The 14,578-nt window shown below is 69.2% G+C and carries 19 protein-coding genes and 1 pseudogene; 12 read left to right on the forward strand and 8 right to left on the reverse strand.

The genetic code is table 11. From position 1 onward, the window contains the following. Positions 1 to 3: 3 nt before the first annotated feature. The 7 genes and pseudogenes from ACWEVO_RS12300 to ACWEVO_RS12330 all read left to right on the forward strand — a co-directional run bounded on the left by ACWEVO_RS12300 (position 4) and on the right by ACWEVO_RS12330 (position 4,892). The gene (locus tag ACWEVO_RS12300) at positions 4 to 807 is read left to right on the forward strand and encodes a MarR family winged helix-turn-helix transcriptional regulator (RefSeq protein ID WP_452307621.1); all 804 of its coding nucleotides are present in this window, start codon (positions 4 to 6) and stop codon (positions 805 to 807) included. Between the two features lie 422 nt (positions 808 to 1,229). Beyond that, positions 1,230 to 1,739 carry a SigE family RNA polymerase sigma factor gene (locus tag ACWEVO_RS12305; RefSeq protein ID WP_452307605.1) on the forward strand — a complete coding sequence of 170 codons (510 nt, stop codon included), beginning with the start codon at positions 1,230 to 1,232 and terminating at the stop codon, positions 1,737 to 1,739. Further along, positions 1,736 to 2,554: a hypothetical protein gene (locus ACWEVO_RS12310; protein WP_452307606.1), complete on the forward strand. Its 819-nt coding sequence runs from the start codon at positions 1,736 to 1,738 to the stop codon at positions 2,552 to 2,554. Before ACWEVO_RS12305 ends, ACWEVO_RS12310 begins: the two co-directional genes overlap by 4 nt. 303 nt (positions 2,555 to 2,857) lie before the next feature. Continuing rightward, positions 2,858 to 3,079: pseudogene (locus ACWEVO_RS12315) on the forward strand (NAD(P)H-binding protein); the annotation flags it as partial. Next, positions 3,010 to 3,396: an NAD(P)H-binding protein gene (locus tag ACWEVO_RS12320; RefSeq protein WP_452307607.1), complete on the forward strand. Its 387-nt coding sequence runs from the start codon at positions 3,010 to 3,012 to the stop codon at positions 3,394 to 3,396. The pseudogene ACWEVO_RS12315 and the gene ACWEVO_RS12320, both read left to right, overlap by 70 nt. A gap of 17 nt (positions 3,397 to 3,413) precedes the next feature. Beyond that, complete coding sequence (locus ACWEVO_RS12325) at positions 3,414 to 3,695, forward strand: hypothetical protein (RefSeq protein WP_452307608.1); 282 nt, start codon at positions 3,414 to 3,416, stop codon at positions 3,693 to 3,695. A gap of 78 nt (positions 3,696 to 3,773) precedes the next feature. Then, complete coding sequence (locus ACWEVO_RS12330; protein WP_452307609.1) at positions 3,774 to 4,892, forward strand: IS630 family transposase; 1,119 nt, start codon at positions 3,774 to 3,776, stop codon at positions 4,890 to 4,892. A 23-nt stretch (positions 4,893 to 4,915) separates the two neighbouring features. Here the strand turns inward: ACWEVO_RS12330 and ACWEVO_RS12335 are convergent, their stop codons facing one another. After that, positions 4,916 to 5,524, reverse strand: a complete 609-nt coding sequence (locus ACWEVO_RS12335; RefSeq protein ID WP_452307610.1) for an N-acetyltransferase family protein — start codon at positions 5,522 to 5,524, stop codon at positions 4,916 to 4,918. Between the two features lie 14 nt (positions 5,525 to 5,538). Between ACWEVO_RS12335 and ACWEVO_RS12340 the strand changes: the two genes are divergently transcribed. Continuing rightward, a complete protein-coding gene (locus tag ACWEVO_RS12340; protein WP_452307611.1) occupies positions 5,539 to 5,910 on the forward strand; it encodes a transposase in 372 nt (123 codons plus the stop codon). Here the strand turns inward: ACWEVO_RS12340 and ACWEVO_RS12345 are convergent. Further along, positions 5,865 to 6,107: an FmdE family protein gene (locus ACWEVO_RS12345; protein ID WP_452307622.1), complete on the reverse strand. Its 243-nt coding sequence runs from the start codon at positions 6,105 to 6,107 to the stop codon at positions 5,865 to 5,867. The genes ACWEVO_RS12340 and ACWEVO_RS12345 overlap by 46 nt on opposite strands. 22 nt (positions 6,108 to 6,129) lie before the next feature. On the opposite strand from ACWEVO_RS12345, the gene ACWEVO_RS12350 reads away from it, so the two are divergent. Then, positions 6,130 to 7,014, forward strand: coding sequence for a class I SAM-dependent methyltransferase (locus tag ACWEVO_RS12350; RefSeq protein ID WP_452307612.1), 885 nt, complete (start codon positions 6,130 to 6,132; stop codon positions 7,012 to 7,014). Positions 7,015 to 7,245: 231 nt separating this feature from the next. Here the strand turns inward: ACWEVO_RS12350 and ACWEVO_RS12355 are convergent, their stop codons facing one another. After that, positions 7,246 to 7,731 carry an NUDIX hydrolase gene (locus ACWEVO_RS12355; RefSeq protein WP_452307613.1) on the reverse strand — a complete coding sequence of 162 codons (486 nt, stop codon included), beginning with the start codon at positions 7,729 to 7,731 and terminating at the stop codon, positions 7,246 to 7,248. Positions 7,732 to 7,912: 181 nt separating this feature from the next. Between ACWEVO_RS12355 and ACWEVO_RS12360 the strand changes: the two genes are divergently transcribed. The 3 genes from ACWEVO_RS12360 to ACWEVO_RS12370 all read left to right on the forward strand — a co-directional run bounded on the left by ACWEVO_RS12360 (position 7,913) and on the right by ACWEVO_RS12370 (position 9,426). Further along, positions 7,913 to 8,356, forward strand: a complete 444-nt coding sequence (locus ACWEVO_RS12360; protein ID WP_452307614.1) for a YunG family protein — start codon at positions 7,913 to 7,915, stop codon at positions 8,354 to 8,356. A gap of 222 nt (positions 8,357 to 8,578) precedes the next feature. Next, positions 8,579 to 8,983, forward strand: a complete 405-nt coding sequence (locus ACWEVO_RS12365) for a hypothetical protein (protein ID WP_452307615.1) — start codon at positions 8,579 to 8,581, stop codon at positions 8,981 to 8,983. Then, positions 8,983 to 9,426, forward strand: a complete 444-nt coding sequence (locus ACWEVO_RS12370) for a hypothetical protein (protein ID WP_452307616.1) — start codon at positions 8,983 to 8,985, stop codon at positions 9,424 to 9,426. Before ACWEVO_RS12365 ends, ACWEVO_RS12370 begins: the two co-directional genes overlap by 1 nt. Positions 9,427 to 9,492: 66 nt before the next feature. Here ACWEVO_RS12370 and ACWEVO_RS12375 read toward each other — a convergent pair whose 3' ends face one another. From ACWEVO_RS12375 to ACWEVO_RS12395, 5 genes are all read right to left on the reverse strand, one after another. After that, the gene (locus ACWEVO_RS12375; RefSeq protein ID WP_452307623.1) at positions 9,493 to 11,205 is read right to left on the reverse strand and encodes a VirB4 family type IV secretion system protein; all 1,713 of its coding nucleotides are present in this window, start codon (positions 11,203 to 11,205) and stop codon (positions 9,493 to 9,495) included. 44 nt (positions 11,206 to 11,249) lie between these two features. Continuing rightward, the gene (locus ACWEVO_RS12380; protein WP_452307617.1) at positions 11,250 to 12,140 is read right to left on the reverse strand and encodes a PrgI family protein; all 891 of its coding nucleotides are present in this window, start codon (positions 12,138 to 12,140) and stop codon (positions 11,250 to 11,252) included. Further along, a complete protein-coding gene (locus tag ACWEVO_RS12385; protein ID WP_452307618.1) occupies positions 12,137 to 13,054 on the reverse strand; it encodes a conjugal transfer protein TrbL family protein in 918 nt (305 codons plus the stop codon). Before ACWEVO_RS12385 ends, ACWEVO_RS12380 begins: the two co-directional genes overlap by 4 nt. Before the next feature lie 10 nt (positions 13,055 to 13,064). Then, positions 13,065 to 13,370 (reverse strand): pilin, encoded by a 306-nt coding sequence (locus ACWEVO_RS12390; RefSeq protein WP_452307619.1) that lies wholly within the window; start codon positions 13,368 to 13,370, stop codon positions 13,065 to 13,067. Between the two features lie 515 nt (positions 13,371 to 13,885). After that, on the reverse strand, positions 13,886 to 14,413 hold the full coding sequence (locus tag ACWEVO_RS12395) for a 2'-5' RNA ligase family protein (protein ID WP_452307620.1): 528 nt from the start codon (positions 14,411 to 14,413) through the stop codon (positions 13,886 to 13,888). Positions 14,414 to 14,578: the final 165 nt, after the last annotated feature.

Here is a 14,578-nt window from a genome sequence, read left to right on the forward strand (position 1 = left end):
AAGATCCACCGCATGTTCGAGCTCGTCGAGCCGATCGCCACCGTCACCTTCTCCGAGGTGCCGAACGAGGCGTTCCTGGCCTTGGGTATGCGCAACTACTGGGACGGGTACTTCGCGGGCCGGGCCGCGCCGCTGGGTCTGGCGCCGGCCGAGGTGGTGCACGCGGTGTTCTACAACTTCGCCGACGGCGAGGTGGCGCGCCACATCCCGTGGGTCTGGGGGAAGACCACCCCGCAGGAGGCGATCGCCGTGCGCGAGCGGGGCAGCGCCGCAGCGCTGCGGCAGAGGATCGGGCAGCTCGCCGACTCCCCCGCTCTGGTACGGGCCGCCGACCTCGCCACCCGGGCAGCGGTCAGCGCGCCGACCGAGGGCCGCGCGCTGTACGCCGGACTCCGGGCGCTCGAGGTGCCCGAGGAGCCGGTGGCCAGGCTTTGGCACGCGGCGACGCTGCTGCGGGAGCACCGCGGGGACGGCCACAACGCCGCCCTCCTCGCCCACGGCATCGGCGGCACCGAGGCCCACGTTCTGCTCGCCCTCTCCCTCGGCATGAGGGCGGAAGAGTTCGGCCGGACCCACCATTTGCCCAGGGCGCAGCTCGCCGGTGTCGTCGACGGGTTGCGCCGCCGCGGCCTCGTGGACGCCGCCGGCAGGTTCACCGACGCCGGCCGGGAGGCCAGGGAGCGGATCGAGGCCCTCACCGACGAGCTGGCGGCGCCGGCGTACGACGTGCTCACCGCCGACGAGCTCGACGAGCTGATCGCGGTGCTCGAGCCGATCGCTGCTGCGGCACAGGAAGTCGACCACTGAGCGGGCGCGTCAGACGACTGCCACGAGATCAGACGGGTACTGCGCGCGGTCACTCGCGTGCGCTGCCCGGCAGCGAGCGCACTGCGGCAGATCCGGTAGCTCGATCTTGGGTGCAAGATCTCTCGTCACGGGCGCCGGCTACCGACATCATCAGGCCGTCAACCTCGATGCTGGCCGCCGGGTGCCCCTCATATCGTCACTGACGCTTGCCGGTGCCGCCGTCCGGCCGGGTGCGCTGGCGACGCGCCCGTACGCCCGTACGGTCGGTGGTGTCCGGTTCGCCCAATGTCCCGCAGGCCATGGTCAGCGTGTATGGCACAGGTACGCGGCGAGGCCTGTCGGTGGGCGCAAGAAACGTCTGGAGTCGGCTGAACCTGGCATTGGGTCTATGCGGTAGATGGGGTAGCCATGAGGGAGGCGATGTGGATCGTGAACAACGAGAATCGGATTTCGTCGGGTTCTTCGGCAGTCGGGTGGTCGCCCTGCGTCGCCTGGCCTACGCGCTGTGCGGCGACTGGCACACGGCGGAGGACCTGACCCAGAGCGCGTTCGTTGCTGTCTATCGACGGTGGGGGCATGTCCGGCTGGAGACGGCCGACGCGTATGCCCGGCGGGTGCTGGTCAACACGTTCCTGTCGCATCGACGCCGGCATCGACGCGAGTCGGTGGTGCCCCAGGTTCGGGACGAGCGTGCGCCTGGGCCTGGCGATCCTGCGCTGCGGCTGGACCTGAGCCACGTGTTGGCCCAGCTTCCGCCGCGACAACGGGCGGCTGTGGTGCTGCGGCATCTGGCCGACTTGTCGGTGGTGGAGGTGGCTGACCTGCTCGGCATGGCGGAGGGCACGGTCAAGAGCCAGACCGCCCGGGGTTTGGAGACGCTGAAGAAGCACCTGGAGTCGGATATCGAGATGAATGGAAGGACGAGAGCATGAACGAGCAGGCGATCCAGGACGCGCTGCGGGTGCACGTGACCATCGACGAACCACCTGTGCGGCTGCGGTCGGACCAAGTAGTGCGAGCCGGCCGGCGGTCGCGGGCCATGCACCGGTTGGGCTATGCCGGCGGAGTCGTGGCGCTGGCCGGCGTGGTGGCGGTCGGCGGGCATGTGGCGGGAGGCCTCTTTGGCAGCACCGCGAGCCAGCCCGGTTCGCCCACGTGGACCTACGATCCGACGGTCTGCGCGAGCATCCCATCAGCGGCGGCGATCGTCCCGAGCGAGGGCGCGCCCGCGCCGGCCCAGGCGGGCGGGTCGGATCAACTCGCCAACCGGATGTCGTGCTACCTGCGCACCGCAGTGCCGGCGGCTATGCCCGGCGCCACCTTCGCCGACAATCCCGCCCGCGGCACGCCCTACCTGGTAGCCGGGCCGGGCATGTTCGAGGGCGAGGGGTTTGCGGCCACCGCGCTGGTGACCACGGCCTCCGGCACCGGACTGCTGCTGTTCCAGGCCACCCACGAGACCATCAGCACGGATACCTGGACCAGCCGGTGCAACGGGCCTGACGCCAAGGGCGAGTGCCGCACCGGCCCGCACGGCGAACGCATCCAGATCATGGACTTCGGTCCCGACTCCGCCGGCGTCTGGGGCCGCACCGTCATGGTCTACAGCGGACAAACCACGATCCTGGCCGGGGCGCACAACGCACCCGAGTCCGACAACAGCCGGCCCACGATGACGGAACCACCGCTGACCGTGGAGCAGCTCATTGCCCTGGCCTGCGACCCCGCGCTCGTTCTCTTCCCATAGCCCGGAATGCCTGCGCTCGCCACCGGTCGCCTGTGTTCCGGCCATCCGCACCCGGTTGCCGCACTCGCCACGCCCACGCCCTCGCCCTAGCCGCCGACCGCGCGCCGAGACGCGGGCAACGAGCATCCGATCCACGTATCGCCGCATCGAGTATGCGCGCGGAATTGCCGTCGTCATGCCGACGGGACCCGCCCTCTGGGCTCCAAAATCAGGCGCGCTCATCTCGGCACGACCGGGCGTCGGCCCGTCCGCCCGCCATCCACCGTCACGCCCGGTCGGCGGAGCCAGTTGAGTGCTCAGGACGTGTTGCGTGAGACGGATCGTGCGAGCCTAGAGCCGAACCCACTCTCCGAGTCGGTTCGCTGGAGCACCGTTGATGAAGGCTGGCCAGCCGTGGCCGGCCAGGACGCGGTGGTGTCAGCGCTGGGCCCGCGTGCCAGAACGGACACCTCGGTGTGCGTCGACGGCGCCTCCGCGATCATCACCGCGATGCGCGCCGAGGGCACCCGGCGCCTGATCGTGGTCACCGCGAGCGGACACGTCATCGACGCCGGCGACGGTCCGTTCACCTGCACCGTGTCAAGCCAATACTGCGGCGCTATCTGCGGGAAGGATTCGCCGACTTCGCCCGCACCGAGCAGGCCGTCCGCGACAGCGACCTGGACTGGACGATCATGCGACCGCCGCGCCTCACCGACGGCAAGCACCGCCCCTATCGCACCGCCATCGACCGCAACGTCCGCGGCGGCATCACCATCGCCCGCGTCGATCTCGCCCTCGCCATCCTCGCCGCACTGGACAACCCGACCACCGCTGGCCACACCATCTCGCTGGGGTACTGACTGCCCGCCGGGCAGCCGTGGAAGCCGGTGCGGACGCCCAGCGGCAGCTGCACGCCATGGTGATCACCGCATCCGAGGTGGTGCGGGCCCGGTTCCGCGGCCAAAGCACCCCGCTCATGCTCACGACCGCCACCCGCCTACGTCCCACCACCAGCACGGACGTCGAGGTGTTCACCTGCCTGACCGTATTGCGGGACCTCGCCCGCCGCGTCCGCTTCCTCGATGCCGAAGCCACCGCGCACGAAAAAGCGATCCGGGCGATCGTCCGCTCCTGGCGACCCGACCTGCTAGTGCCGTGACCACGAACGTTCGCGGTGTTGGATGACACGCCGTGCGGCCTGCCGGTCGGGCGGCGCCGCGGCGGTCAGGCTGTGGCGGTGGCAGATCTTGTACGTGTGCGGCGGCTGAGTGATCAGGAAGGTCAGCAGCTGCTCAGAATCACCCGCCGGGGAACCGGTTCACCGATCCGACTACGGCGGGCGATGGTCGTGCTCGCGTCTGCCGGTGGGAACACGGTGCCGGCGATCGCCCGCCTGGTCCAAGCCGACGAGGACACGATCCGGCAGGTCATCCACCGGTTCAACGAGATGGGGATGGCCAGCCTGGACCCTCAGTGGGCGGGTGGCCGTCCCCGCCAGATCAGTCCTGACGAGGAACAGTTCATCGTCGAGACGGCCAACACCCGCCCCGAGAAACTGGGGCGGCCGTTCACCCGCTGGAGCATCCGCAAGCTCGCCGACCACCTGGGCTCGCATGCCGTTCGTCGGGTCCGGATCGGGCGGGAACGGCTGCGGCAGATCCTGCACCGGCACAAGATCACCTTCCAGCGGACCAAGACGTGGAAGGAGTCCACCGACCCGCAGCGGGATGCCAAACTCGCCCGGATCGAGTACGTGAGCAGCCACTTCCCACAACGCGTGTTCGCGTTCGACGAGTTCGGGCCACTGGTGATCCGTCCGCAGGCTGGCGCCGGCTGGGCGTCGGCCGGGCACCCGCACCGGCTGCCCGCGAACTACCACAAGCTGCACGGGGTCCGGCAGTTCCACGGTTGCTACTCCGTCGGCGACGACCAGCTCTGGGGCGTCGTGCGGCGCCGTAAGAGCGGCGCGAACACCCTCGCGGCGCTCAAGTCGATCCGCGCCGCGCGGCCCGACGGGGCGCCGATCTACGTCATCCTGGACAACCTGTCCGCCCACAAAGGCAAGAAGATCCGCAGGTGGGCGGCCAGGAACAAGGTCGAGCTCTGCTTCACTCCGACCTACGCCTCCTGGGCCAACCCGATCGAGGCCCAGTTCGGGCCGCTACGCACCTTCGTCATCGCCAGCTCGAACCACCCCAACCACCCCGCGCTGACCCGGAAACTGCAGGCATACCTGCGCTGGCGCAACGCCAACGCCCGCCACCCCGACGTCCTGGCCGCCCAACGCCGAGAACGCGCCCGCATCCGCAGCGAACGACAACGACGCTGGGGCCAACCCGCCGCCCGCGCAGCCTGACCCAAGACTCCAAACGTTCTCGTTCACAGCATCAGCGACGGCGCCTGCACGTCGCGGATCATTCGAATCTCCCGCACGCCGTCCTCGACCTGGGCCGTCCCGTCGGCGACGAAGCCATGCTTGCGGTAGAACGCCTGCGCGCGAGGGTTCGGATCGGCGACCCACAGCCCCGCCGACTCCGCCGGCTCGATGACGGCCTGCAACAACGCACCCCCAGCACCCGTGCCGTGATTGGCCGCATACACGTAGAGCACATACAGCTGCCTCGCCCACGCCGCCGCAGCGTCCAGCGGCGGCCCCGACATCGCGATCCCGATCAACTCGCCCTCCCGCTCGGCCACAGCCGCCCGGTTCCCGCGATATCGCTCATCGGTCAAAGCGGCAGTCCAGAACCGCTCCCGAGCAGCGGGGAAACGCGGATCATCAAGGACCGCATCCGACATGAGTCCCCGATACGTCTCCTGCCAGCACCGAACATGCACACACGCCATCTGGGCGACGTCCTCGACCCGGGCCGAGCGAACAGTCAGCGAGGGACCCACCGCCGAATCGTAGGCCGCGCCAGATACTTGCCGAACCGGATTCCTGGCGGCGACCCGCTCGGCCATCAGCCCGGGCGCCGTGTCACCCAACACCGTCAACGTTATTGGTCACGGCACTAGGCCTCAGCGGCGTCGGACCGATCGTCGCCGCCACCGTGCTCACCGCCTGGTCCCACCCCGGACGCTGCCGCAACGACGCCGCCTTCGCGATGCTCGCCGGCGTGGCCCCGATCCCCGCGTCCTCGGGCAAGACCGTCCGCTACCGCCTCAACCGCTCAGGCGACCGCCAGCGCACCGCGCCCTGCACACCGTCGCCCTGTGCCGACTGCAACGCCACAACCCACCCGCGCCTACGCCGACCGCCGCCGCGCCAGAGCAAGACCGACCGCGAGATCAAACGCTGCCTCAAGCGCTACATCGCCCGAGAGCTCTACCGGCGCCTCGAAACCCCACCCCAACCACTTGACGCGGCATAGGAGCGGCCGCTCCGTCGCCCGGTCGTGCTGATCTCCATAGTTCGCTGCCGATCCAGCGCCTGTCGCGTCTCGTCCGTCACCGTCATGCGCTCATGCTCCGACCTCAAGCGAGCTTCAGGGCAAGGCCCTAGGCGGTTGCGCGCTCTGCGGCAGATCCGAGCGCCGTGGTCAAGGCCTGTACACGAATGTCCGTGTATGCGGCGGCGTTACGATGACCCGGTGGCGACGGACAAGTGGGCACAGTGGCTCTTGACCCGCCGCGACGGCGACAGCGCGAGCTTGCGCGCCCGCAACGCCTCAGAGCTGGCGGCGTTCCGTGACGGCGTCCTTGACGGAGCTGGCCTGGCGACCGACGACGTGGTCCTCGACGTGGGCTGCGGGACGGGACTGATCGGGTTCGGCGCGCTGGATCGACTCGGCCCGGACGGTCATGTCATTTTCAGCGATGTCTCACTGGATGTGCTCGACGAGTGCCGGCGCACCGCCAGTGGCGACGGGCGGTGCAGCTTTGTGGTCGCGTCGGCCGATGATCTCGCCGGAATTGCTGACGCCTCTGTCGACGTCGTGACTACTCGGTCGGTGCTTATCTACTCCGATCGCAAGGCCGCCGCCTTCGCGGAGTTCTTCCGGGTCCTGCGGCCGGGCGGACGGATTTCCCTGTTCGAGCCCATCAACCGCTTCGTGGAGCAGCTCCGGCCCGATGATCTGTTCGGCATGGGCAACTCGCCCGTGATCGACCTGATCGCCAAGGTCCGCGATGTCTACCGGGGCACCACCGAGGAAACCACGCGACCGATGATGGACTTCGACGAGCGTGACCTCGTCGACTGGGCGGTGACCGCCGGCTTCGAGGCGGTGGAACTGGACTACCGCGCCCAGGTCGACGTACCCGCCGACCCGATCGGGGACTGGGAAACACTCAAGCGCGTGGCGCCCAACCCCTTGGTCCCCACGTACGGCGAAGCGATCGTCGCCGCCCTGACCGACGACGAACGCGAGCGTCTCGACACGTACATGACCGCCCTGGCCGCGGCCGGCACGCCAACGCGGCGCACGATGGCCACGGCGTTCCTTCGCGCACGGCGTCCGCGCTGGAACCGCTGAGGGCGTACCGCGCCACCCCGCACTCACCGACGCGCCGGACGCGAGTGTCCGCAAGGTCTGGAAGCCACCGACCCGTAGCGCCCGGACCGCGGCAGATCCGGTAGACGACAGAGATCGAGAACGGTTCGGGAGGCGAACACGCTGTAGTCCGTCCGCGGGGCTCGTCGCCGTGGTCCAGCAAGGTCTCGGGGCATCTTGGTCATCAGCAGGACAGGGACGTGGCAATGTCCTTCACCGGTTGGGGTAGGTGACAACCGGCTCCGCTTCCGGATCGGAATACGCCCAATGGGCGCCCGGCTGAGCCTGACGGGTGAGGACCGCAACTGACGGCTCCGACAGCGGCCTGTAGGGCAACTCATGAAGCAAGCGGCTTGCTTCTTCGACGGGGAACCAGCGGGCCTCCTGAATCAGACCATCTGGGTCGCGGACGTGCAGGGTCGGATCCACCACGTCGACGGTGAAGTTCCACACCCGGCTGACGGTGACTGCTCCGGTCACCGCCGCCGTGCCATGAAGAACGAGGTCCGCGGTTGCGACGACCAGACCTGTCTCCTCGGCCAACTCTCGGCAGGCGCCCTCAAACGGCGTCTCGTGGTCCTCGATCCGCCCGCTCGGGATGTTCCAGTAGGGGCCGCCCCACCGTGGGTACTCCTCGTACACGAGAACGACTTTGTCGTCGTGATGTGCGAGAACGCCGGCGTACCGGGACCGACTCATGCGTGGCACGGGGCCATTCAACCTCACCTCAGCACCGCGCACGGGCACGGGCACGGGCACGTCACAGCGTTCACTATCTGCGGCAGATGAGCGCGCCCGCTAGTGGCGCCGTTCGGCCGGCCAGGACCCGAGGCGGGGTACTTCTTGACTCTCGACCCGGTCGAGGGCTGACCCTTCCTGGATGACGTCTGAAAAGCGCGACCAACGATCAGTCCCTCTCGCGATTGACCTGGAGATGCTGCGGCCGGTACTGCGCGGCGGCTGGGGAGCGGATACCTGTGACCCGCACGATGTGCAGGATTGGCACGCCGGCAACGCAGCCCGTGGTCAATGCGGGGTGACGGCCTTGATCATTCAGGACCTGCTCGGCGGAGAGCTGGTCCTCGGCGAGGTCCTCGTCGGAGACGCCAAGGTCGGCTACCACTACTGGAATCGTTTGGCCGACGGCCGCGAGGTCGACCTGACAGCTGATCAGTTCCAGCCACCGGAAGTCGTTGTCGGCGGTCAAGTCCAGCAACGCCCGCCGGGCCCACCTCGGCGATGCCGCCGGCAGTACGAGATCCTGCGGGACCGCGTCTTCGCAGCCCTCTACGGCGGCGATCCAACGCAATCCACGCAACCGTGACGGCCGGCGAACAGGCCGAGCGCACGAACGGCGGAAGAGTATGCGTCCGATCACTCAGCCAATGATCGACCGTCGCGGCCTTGTGGCGATGGTGACATCGCGGTCACCCGCCAACCGCGCGCGCCGAGGCAGCCACCACCCAAAGCTGATCGCCTGGAGCAGCGACATGATCCCGCACGCTCGCGCTGGCCCTGGAGATCCACAGACCCGTATGCTCCGTGGGTGTCACAGCCGGGGTCCCGTTTCGTCGCGGCGCGGTTGCTTGTGATCGGGCAGCTGTCGATGGTGGCGCTCTATCTGGCGGGCGCGGTCGTTCCCTACCTTCTGACGTTCACCTTTCAGGGGAGCGATCACTGCTCCCGGACGACCGGATGTCAGGCGCCCGGCGACGTGTTCGGCGGGTCGATGTTGGTGCTGCTGATCCCAGCCATGATCATCACGATTGTGGGGCCGATGGCTGCGGTCCTCTTTCTGCTGATGTCGTTCACCTCGCTGGCCAGGCAGCGTCGGGAGATGTCCGACGCGCTGCGGCGTTGGGTCTTCGGCGCGGCCGGGCTCACGCTGGCCTTCCTCGTTTTCACGCTGCTGCCACCGGGCCGGCTGCTGCTGAGCTGGGTGCTGGACTGATGACGAACGGACTGTGGCGGGCGCAGCTGGCCCTGGTATGGGCTTTCGGACTCGCGGTTCTCTTCTTCCTCTTCGGGCTCCTTGGCGGGGCGCACGGCGGGAACAGCAACAGCGTGTACGACATGGTGTACGCGCCGCTGGGTGAGGGGCAGTCGGTGCGCGGCTCGCTGGCTCATCCGTTCGCCTGGTTCACCGTGCTCGCCATGGCGGTGGCCTGGTTGGCCCCGCTGTTCGCTGCGCTTCTTGCCTGGCGGGGGTGGCGCGCGCTGAAGGGCGAGGGGGAGCAGGCACTGCGGGATCGGATCCGCGCCGGCACCGGCGCAGCTTTTGTCATTGTGGTGTCCTACCTGACGCCGGTCGGCTGGACGTTGGTCTACGGGCTAACACGCTGGACGATCATGAACATCTGGGGCGAGGGCCCGGACGCGGCACAGTTGGGCTAGGTCGAGTGCTAGGCCGACGGACTCATATCGGCAGAAGCGGATGCAGACCCTGGAATTCGGTCGCCGTCACCGCTCAGGTTCCTCCAACTCGAAGCCCGTCAGGGCAATCTTGTGCTCGGCCGAAGACCCCAGGGCGCGGAACGGAATCCGGCTGCGGCCGGCGACGAGCAGGCCCTCGCCGCGCGGCGCCGACAGCAGTAGCCGCGATTCTCCGGCGGTCAGGTTGAACGCGTCGCTGACGGCGTCGATGGATTGGGTGCTCTGGCGCATCAGCACCTGGGTCGCGGCGTTGGACACCACAGCGAGGCCGAGGTCGGTCGACAACACGTCGGCTGCGTCCTGGGTGATGACGCACAGCCCAGCGGATCGCTTGCGGGAGGCCTTTGCCATCCGGAACAGGAACCGTGCGCCTTCGCCGTCGCGCATCAGCAGCCACGCTTCGTCGACCACGACGAGCTGCCGCCGCCGGGGGCCGTTCGTGGCGGGAGTGTCGATGCCTGACCAGATCGAATCCAGGGCTAGCAGTGTGCCCACGGTGCGCAGCTCGTCGGGCAGGTGCCGCAGCGACCACACCACCAGGTGGCCGCGCGGGATGGTGGTGGTCGGTCCGTCGAACAGGCTGGCGAAGTTCCCGACCGTCCACGGGGCGAGCCGCGCGGCGAGCTGCCCGGCGGCCGGGTCATCGTCGGCGGCCAGTACCTCGGCCAGGTCCCGCAACAGTGGGGCGGGTTTGGTCCAGGTGGTCGGGTCGCCGTTGATCCCGGCCCGGTTGTAGGTGACGGTGATGGCCCGGTCGAGGGCGGCTCGTTCGGCCGGCGGGGGAGTAGCCCCGAGCATGACCGAGATGAGCGTGTGTAGATACAGCCCGCGGCGGGTCAGCGTGTCGGGCCGGTCGTCGGCGGGCAGATCGAGCGGGTTGATGCGCACGCCCGGTTGGCCGAGCTGCACGACCGTCCCGCCCACGTGCTCCGCGAGGGCCGCGTACTCGTCCTCCGGGTCTATCACGCTAACGGTCGTGCCCTGATACAGGTTGCGCAGCACTTCCAGCTTGACGAAGTACGACTTCCCGGCGCCGCTGCGCGCCAGGACCACGCTGTTGTGGTTGTCCTGCGCCCACCGGTTCCAGATCAGCACCCCGTTGCTGCTGGTGTTGACCCCGTAGAGCACACCGTCGGGCGGGGTGATCGTGCCGGGGGAGGGGGCGGCCAGGTCGGGCGAGGCGAGGGGGAACGCCGCGGCGAGGGCGGTGGTGTCCAGGATGCGGCGCATCCGCAGCGGGTCCACGCCGACCGGCAAGGTGGAGATCCAGCCCTGCTGGTGGCGGAACGTCGCCGGCTGTAGATCCAGCAGCACGCTGGCGGCGGCGGACTTCACACCGGCGGCGACGGTGGCAAGCTCGTCGAGGGTACGGGCGTGGATGGTGACGTAGATGCCGACCTCGAACAGCTTCGCGGCGCCGCGGGCGACCCGTTCGGCCAGGTCCGCGGCGTCGGCTGCTGCCGCCTCCACCATCGGGTCGCCCAGGCGGCCCTGGTCGGCGTCGAGGCGGCGGGAGGACTCGAGGCGAGCGCGTTGACGTTTGAGCATCGGCGCGGCCAGTTGCGGCACCACCGGGTCCAGGTGCACGGCGACGTCGACCCGGCCAGGGTAGGACAGCAGCGGATCGAGCCAGGCGGGGCCGACCTCGGCGGGGTAGCCGCACACGGCCCAGGTGGCGGCGTACCCGTCGCCGACCTGCACGTGTGACGCGGTGACCGACAACGCCGCCGGGGCGGGCATGCCGTCCCCGACCGCGACGCTGTGCTTTTTGAACTTCAGCAGGTTCACGTGGTGCTCCTTAGGGTGATCGGGGCGCCGGGCACCGCGCGGGGGCCAGGCGGCGGAGCAGAGAACGGGTCGACCGCTGCCGCGAGCGCGGCGGCGACGGCAGGCCCGTCCAGCGCAGCGGCTTCGACACCGAGCCCAGACAGGGCGCGTACGGCGGCATCGGCGGCGTGCGCGCCGGTCACGACGGCCAGGACCTGGCGGCGCAACGGATCCCGCTGGTTGTCCAAGTCGAGGAGGAAGCCGGCGTAGTTTTCAGCAGCCGCGGACAGGGCGGAATGGGGTAGGCGCGGCGCGTGGTCGACAGTCGCCTGCGCGTAGGCGGACAGGTCGTGCCGCTGCGCGGCGACGAGGATCTGCGCCGGCCCGGTCAGGCTGTTGAGGAACCGGCCGAACCCGTCCAGCAGCGCCCCCTGCTCGCCACCGGTGCGCAGATGGATGTTCGTGGTGCCGCAGGCGATCAGCACCTTGTCGCTGCCCTCGCTGCTGAGGACTCCGGTCGGGCTGACCTTCGTGACCGGAGAGCGCAGCGGCGCCGGGACGCACGGCTCGCCCGCGACGACGGCGACAGAGCTGGCCCGAGCCGTCCCCGGCGTCAGTGTGCGTGGGCCACGGGAGAGGGCGAGACCGTGCCGTAGCCACACGTCCAGGGGCAGGCCGTCACGGCGGCCGAGCCCCACCACGATCGCGGCCGCGAACCCGATGATCCCGGCGACGATCCACGCTGCCGGCGGCAGCAGCCGACCGAAGGCGCGGTAAATGCCGAAGCCGGCCAGACCGACACCGCCGATCATGCCGAGCTGCCGGAAGGTGAGCCCGAACGCGATGCGGTCGGGCTCGTTCACGTTCGCCGGCACGACTGCGCGCGGGGTGGTGTCCTCGTGGGTCATCGCCCACCTCGCAGCGCGGTACGGCCGATCCGCCCCAGCGGCAGATGGCGGGCGAAGCCCTGGACGAACACCGCGCGCAGCACAACCCCGCCCGTGTTCGGTGATCCCGCCCGGGTGGCGTAATGGCGCACCATCCCCGGGATCTTGATCGTGACCCACAGCACCACGATGACGAGCAGGAGGTTCAGCGCGTCCGAGCCGGGCAGACCGAGCAGCATCGGCAGGTTCGACTCCGGGTCCATCAGCAGGTTGATGCCGGCGGAGAACGCGACCGCCTGCAGGGCCGGTGTGGCCAGGCAGCCGAGAAGGCTGCGCCACCACAGCTGCGCCGCACCCTGCGTCCACGGCGTGGCGTAACACGCCAGTGCCACCGGCGCGATCCCGGCCAGGACGACCAGCAGCCCGATCCGCACCAGCCAGGTGCCGACGAGCATGAACATCAACACGACGATCAGCAGCCCGATGATGGTCATCAGCAGGGCGGCGCTCTGGTCGGTCATCGCCGAGGCCAGTCGCGCCCGAACGAAGGTGACGGCCTCGGTGGTCGGCGCGGACGTGCCGGTCAACGACACTGTCAGCGCGTTGGCGGCGTCGATGAGCACGCCGGTCAGCGGGACCGCGAACGCGGACAGGACGAACCCGACGACAAGCCGGGGGAGCAGCTCCTTGGCGCCGTAGCGCATCTGCACCGAGTCGCCGACCATCACGGCGACGCCCACGGCGATGATCGCGAGGATGAAGCAGGCGTTGACGGCCAGCGCACCCTTGCCGGCGATCGAGGTCACCTGCGGCAGGACGGTGACGTCCGGCGACACGAAGATGGAGGAGGCCAGGAAGGCCAGCAGGCCGCCGAGAAGGTCGGTGACCTTCTGGGCGAGCCAGCTGACCAGGCCGTTCATCAGCCAGTCGACCATGGTGGCCGCCTCAGCCGCCGAGGATGCCCTGCAACACCTGCAGGACCACCGGGGCCAGCACCGCGAGTGCGTAGCCGACCAGGGCGGACTTGAAGTTGCCCTTCGCCTGCTCGACCTGGGCGGGGTCGCCGCCGGCGGCCATGTAGCGCAGGCCGCCGATGACCAGGAACATCGTCGCGACCAACGCGATGATGCCCATGATCCAGCCGGTGATGTTGGAGATGACCTGAGCAATCGAGTTGGGGCCTCCGCCGCTGCCAGACGCGGGGGCGGGGGCGGCCAGGACCAGGTCGTTGAGGACAGCGATCGTGTGCATGTGCGGGCCTCCGCAGCAATTAGCGGGCCGCCACGGTGGGGACCCGACCTTGGGCCGCGGTCGTCCGGTGGGGGCGCTCCTCCCTCGCGTCATGCGAAGGGCTGCGGTGTCAGTACGCCACGCCAGCCAGCCGGACCCGTTGGCCCGCCGAAACCAGTGGTCCCCACCGGGCGGGCATGTCGTGGATGACATGCACCGCCCAGATCGGGGCTGTCAGGCCGATCGAACTCGCCGCCGGTCTGTCACGACCTGACGAAACCGGACAGTGCCTCAGCTTGGCAGGCTCAGTGCCCACTGCCGGCCCGGGCGGCCGCCGGCGATGGCGGGGCCGTCACGGGCGGCAACCAGGCGCACCAGCCGTCGAAACTGGGTAGGGCGCAGGCCGGTGAACGGGTGAATCCAGTCTGACCGGGGCGCGGTGATCGCTTGCACACAGACATCGTTGCCGATCGCTACGTGCTCGTCCGGAGTTGGGTTAGTACGGGTCGGCTAAGGGCTGCAGCAATACAGCAACGCTATGCAGGGCCGAGCCGAAACTCGCGCAGTGTGTGCCAGGAGTGGGGTTCCGGTGCCCCGGCAACGAGCCGGACCGCGTCGACAGTGGCGCGGATCGGCAGGTGGCCGGCGACAGCATTGGCAGCTTGGGCCAGGACGCGCTTCGGTGCGTCATGGCCGATGGTTAGATGCGGTACGGCGTCGGCATGGGCGCCGGCATACGGCGGAGCCTCGGGGAATCGCCGCCACACGGCCGCGGTGAGTTGGCGCAACCCGCCATCCGGCTGCGGCGAGAGCCAGACCACGGTATCTCCGAACCACTTGACCTCCGCGAACGAGATATCGAACCGCGGTGTGGCTTCGAAGATCTGGCTCAGGGTGGCGAGCACATCGTCGTTGATCCGGTCTGGGGGCAAGAACGGGTAGAGCACGGTCACATGAGCGGGCACTCCCCAGCTAGCCGCGATGTCCAGAGCGGACCGGAAGCGCCCCACGGCCCGCTCGGCCTCGGGCACGGCGACGATCAGCGCACTCTCTGTCGGCTCCATCACCACAGTCTCTGATCATCACTCCTGACAGTCCACCGGAACTCTTGACCAGAAGAGCAGCGAGACAACCCTTAGAGGCCGCGCAAATAGGTCAGTGGGGATCGGGCGGGTAGGAGACGGGCACAGGCATCAGTGATCATGAAGGTTCCTACGCCTAGTGATCAC

It is taken from the genome of Micromonospora sp. NPDC003776, from assembly GCF_053605645.1.